At 35.9% G+C, this 3,985-nt stretch carries 4 protein-coding genes; all 4 read right to left on the bottom strand.

All coding sequences use genetic code 11. The annotated features are described in order from the left end of the window. Positions 1 to 88: 88 nt before the first annotated feature. Positions 89 to 856, bottom strand: a complete 768-nt coding sequence (gene motB / locus V7014_RS21185; protein WP_335510052.1) for a flagellar motor protein MotB — start codon at positions 854 to 856, stop codon at positions 89 to 91. Beyond that, positions 849 to 1,640, bottom strand: coding sequence for a flagellar motor stator protein MotA (motA, locus tag V7014_RS21180; RefSeq protein WP_335510050.1), 792 nt, complete (start codon positions 1,638 to 1,640; stop codon positions 849 to 851). The genes motB and motA overlap by 8 nt, the downstream gene beginning before the upstream one ends. A gap of 151 nt (positions 1,641 to 1,791) precedes the next feature. Further along, positions 1,792 to 2,805, bottom strand: a complete 1,014-nt coding sequence (locus V7014_RS21175; protein WP_335510048.1) for a PTS transporter subunit IIC — start codon at positions 2,803 to 2,805, stop codon at positions 1,792 to 1,794. A gap of 17 nt (positions 2,806 to 2,822) precedes the next feature. After that, positions 2,823 to 3,773 (bottom strand): L-lactate dehydrogenase, encoded by a 951-nt coding sequence (locus tag V7014_RS21170; protein ID WP_335510045.1) that lies wholly within the window; start codon positions 3,771 to 3,773, stop codon positions 2,823 to 2,825. Between the last annotated feature and the right edge of the window lie 212 nt (positions 3,774 to 3,985).

The following is a 3,985-nucleotide window of genomic DNA, read 5'->3' as shown; positions in this document are numbered from 1 at the left end:
GGGCGCTGGAGCTAGACAAGGCGCAAAATTCTGTACTTTTTTTATCTTTTAAAAAAGCTGCCACAATCGTGACAGCTGACAGCATTTCTTATTTATTTAATTGTGTCCGTGGTGTAATCAAAATCTCTACACGTCTATTCTTTGCACGGCCCTCTGCTGTATTATTTGTAGCAATCGGCTTATACTCTCCAAAGCCTTTTGCACTAAACCATTCAGGACTTAGTTTCGGATTTTCTAACAATACTTTCATAAAGTTCACAGCACGCATAACACTTAAATCCCAGTTGGATGAAAATTGTGAATTAGATATTGGAACATTATCTGTATAACCACTAATAACAATACTACGCGGTGGATCCATAACAAGTAAATCGGCAATTTCATCTGCAACTTGTCGATCTCCACCTCGAACGTCTGCACTACCTGATTCAAAAAGAACATTATCTCTTATCGAAATCATTAGTCCTTCACCAGTTAACGATGTTCCAAGCTGATCCTTTAGATTATTCTTCTCAATATATTCAGTAACTCGCTCTTCAACTGCCGATAACTCTTTATAATCTTTTTCTCCAAGTGCTTTTCTCACTTCACCCTCACTAGGAAGCGCAGTATCATTTTCCGAGTCGCTTCTACCATTTGACTCAATAGGACTCGCAAAATCCATTACACCTGATCCACTCGTAAAAATATCATTAAAGGCTTTTGATAATTGTTGAAACTTAACAGCGTCTACTGAACTCATCGCAAATAAAACAATAAACAGAGCTAAAAGTAATGTCATTAAATCGGCATATGGAATTAACCAAGATTCATCCATATGCTCATCATGGCGTTTTTTCTTTTTCTTTCTAGCCATCTTGCTTCACTTCGCCTTCTAGCCATTTTTTACGGTCTGCGGCAGGCAAATAGGAAGTTAGCTTTTGCTCAATCGTTCTAGGAGCTTCTCCTTCAATTATTGATAGAATACCTTCTATCATCATATTCTTGATACGTACTTCTTGCATTGATTTACGTTTTAACTTATTTGCAAACGGATGCCATAACACATAGCCTGTAAAAATCCCTAATAATGTAGCAACGAATGCTGCAGAAATTGCTTCACCAAGTGCTTCTGTATTTTCCATATGTCCAAGCGCTGAAATTAAGCCAATAACGGCACCTAATACTCCTAGAGTTGGTGCATATGTACCTGCTTGTGAGAAGATGGCAGCACCAGCCTGATGGCGCTCTTCCATTGCTTCAATCTCTTCAGACAAAATATCTCGTATGTAATCCGCACTTTGACCTTCAACAGCTAAGTTTAAACCATTACGTAAAAAAGGATCTTCTACTTGTTCAGAAATTCCTTCTAACGCTAGTAAACCTTCTTTTCGAGCAATAATTGCCCACTCAGAAAACGTTTTGATCAATTCTTCTGGTTGAATTAATTGAGTCTCTTTAAACAAAATTTTAAATAATTTGGGCACTCGCTTAATTTCATTGGTTGGAAAGGCAATTATAACAGCAGCTGCTGTTCCTACTATGATAATGAGGTATGCAGCTGGATTAATTAATGCCGATGCAGGAACCCCTTTTAAGAGCATCCCGACAAAAACAGCTATAACCCCGAGTATAACTCCCAAAATAGACGTTTTATCCATATAACTCACCCGACTTTTCTTTTATAATTCTATATATCATATCGGATAAAAATCAGAAAAAATGAGAGTTTTTTATATTTTTATCTATTAAATATTTTATTGTGTACAAAAAAACAAGTTACCAATTAATAGTAACTTGTTTTTTCTGTATTTATTGTGGTAATCGATAATCACCTTGTTTAACTAAGTTTTTCTTTCTTAAGAATTTCGCTACTACGAATGAAATAAGGACCGGAAGAATGATATAACATACTAACATGCCTATGATTACAAAATTACTATCACTAGTAGCAATCATATTAATAGGTGCTACAAATGAACTTAAACCCATACCAGCGATTTCTTTTGTCGCTTCTAAATTAAAGACCAGTGTCGCAATCGGTCCAACAATCGCACTTGATATAACAGTTGGAACAATAATGTACGGATTCTTCGTAATATTTGGTAACTGAACTTTCGGAGTACAAATTCCTTGTGCTAAGAAACCACCTAAGTCATTTTCTTTTCTAGAAATGAAGGCCAAGCCTGCGAAATGAGCCGCACAACCAGCTAGTGCCGCACCAGCTGCAATACCATCTAAGTTTAATGCAATTGCAAGTGCCACTGATGATGCTGGAGATAGTAATAATAATCCCCATACGACCGCAATAACAACAGAAGTTACTAATGGGCTACCACTTGCTGCATCTGTAATAAAACCACCAACAGCTGTTAAAATAGGACTCATTACTTTGAATATTCCAATACCAACGAATCCACTTAAACCAATTGATAAAATTGGTATTGCCATCATATCAAGTGGCGTCTTACCTGTTACTCTCTTACCAATATAAGTCGCTAATGTAGCTGTTAATAATGCACCAATTGGTTCTCCACCAACAATAGTCATCCCAGCGTCTGTTATTTGAATAGATCCAGCACCAATTGTTGAAGCTGCCATTGCTGAGAAGATTGTTAATCCATTCGCACCTAACATGAATGCGATACCTGCACCAATTGCTGGAGCCATAAGTACTTTAGCAACCGTTCCAATTAATATTAATGATTGCAAATCTAACATTTTACCGATATTTTCAAGTAATAAACCAATACCTAGGGTAACGAAAATAGCTTGTGCTATACCAGTAGACGCTTTGAATATACGGGGCATAATATATTCTTTCATCGTTATTCACCTATCCTTTAGTAGCCGATTTTTGCCATGTATTCTCTTAAAACTTGGTTAGAGTTTTTGAATTTTTCCATTTCTTCTTCAGTTAAGTTTAGTTCTACAACTTCTTTCGCACCTTCACGAGTAATAATTGTTGGAACACCTGTACAAATGTCTTCGAATCCATACTCTCCGTCTAAAATTGTAGAAACGGCGATGATTTTATGATCATCATTGAAAATTGAACGTGTAATCGATGCTAATGCACATCCGATTCCATAATAAGTTGTCCCTTTACGATGTAAAATTTCAAATCCAGCTTTGCGAACTTGAACAATGATTTCATCAAGATCGATATGGCCTAATGTTTCTTTATGCTCTTCTAAAATTTGCATAAACGGTTTTCCACCGATTGTTAAATGTGACCAAGCAGCAAATTGTGAATCTCCATGTTCACCTAATGTATAGCCATGAATACTTCTTGGGTCTACATTAATGTGTTGAGAAAGGATTGATTTTAGACGAGAAGAATCTAATGAAGTTCCTGTTCCAAGTACTTGATTACGAGGAAGCCCCGATTCTTTCCAAACTAAGTAAGTAATGATATCTACTGGATTAGAAGCAATTAAGAAAATACCATCAAAACCACTTTTCATAACGCCATCCACTACAGATTTTGCAATCTTAGCACTTAGCTCTAATGTATCTAATCGAGTTTGACCTGGTTTTGGAGGACCTCCAGCTGTAATGATTACAATGTCCATATCCTTACAATCCTCATATGAACCCACACTTACTTTCGTACGTGAAGTTGTGAAATCTATACAATGCTGTAAGTCCATCGCTTCTCCAAGCGCTCTTTCTTTATTGATGTCAATCAACATCAATTCATCACAAATATTTTGGTTAACCAATGAGTAACCTGCACTAGCTCCGACGAAACCAGTACCAACGATTGCTACTTTTCTTGTTGTAACTTTCATTTCTGTCATCTCCTAAAAGTAAAACTTTTTTGTTTTTTATCTCTCTATATTTTTATTTTTCTTTTGCATCAAGTTTGTGAAATCTTGAGCAAGTGTTTTACGAGCTAAATTATAATGAACAATCTACCTATCTGGATATAGACAAATTGTGAACAATAACACTTTCAGATGAATGTGTTATTTTTTTGTATGTTAACTAAATAATACATATA

Origin of the sequence: Bacillus sp. JJ722, from assembly GCF_036963345.1 — a bacterium.
Lineage (GTDB): Bacteria > Bacillota > Bacilli > Bacillales > DSM-1321 > Bacillus_AD.
The sequence above is the reverse complement of the archived record's forward strand: the minus strand, read 5'-3'. Positions and strand labels throughout refer to the sequence as shown.

Coding starts and splice junctions, on each gene's coding strand:
- motB (WP_335510052.1), bottom strand. CDS start 856: ATGGCTAGAAAGAAAAAGAAAAAACGCCATGATGAGCATATGGATGAA.
- motA (WP_335510050.1), bottom strand. CDS start 1,640: ATGGATAAAACGTCTATTTTGGGAGTTATACTCGGGGTTATAGCTGTT.
- V7014_RS21175 (WP_335510048.1), bottom strand. CDS start 2,805: ATGAAAGAATATATTATGCCCCGTATATTCAAAGCGTCTACTGGTATA.
- V7014_RS21170 (WP_335510045.1), bottom strand. CDS start 3,773: ATGAAAGTTACAACAAGAAAAGTAGCAATCGTTGGTACTGGTTTCGTC.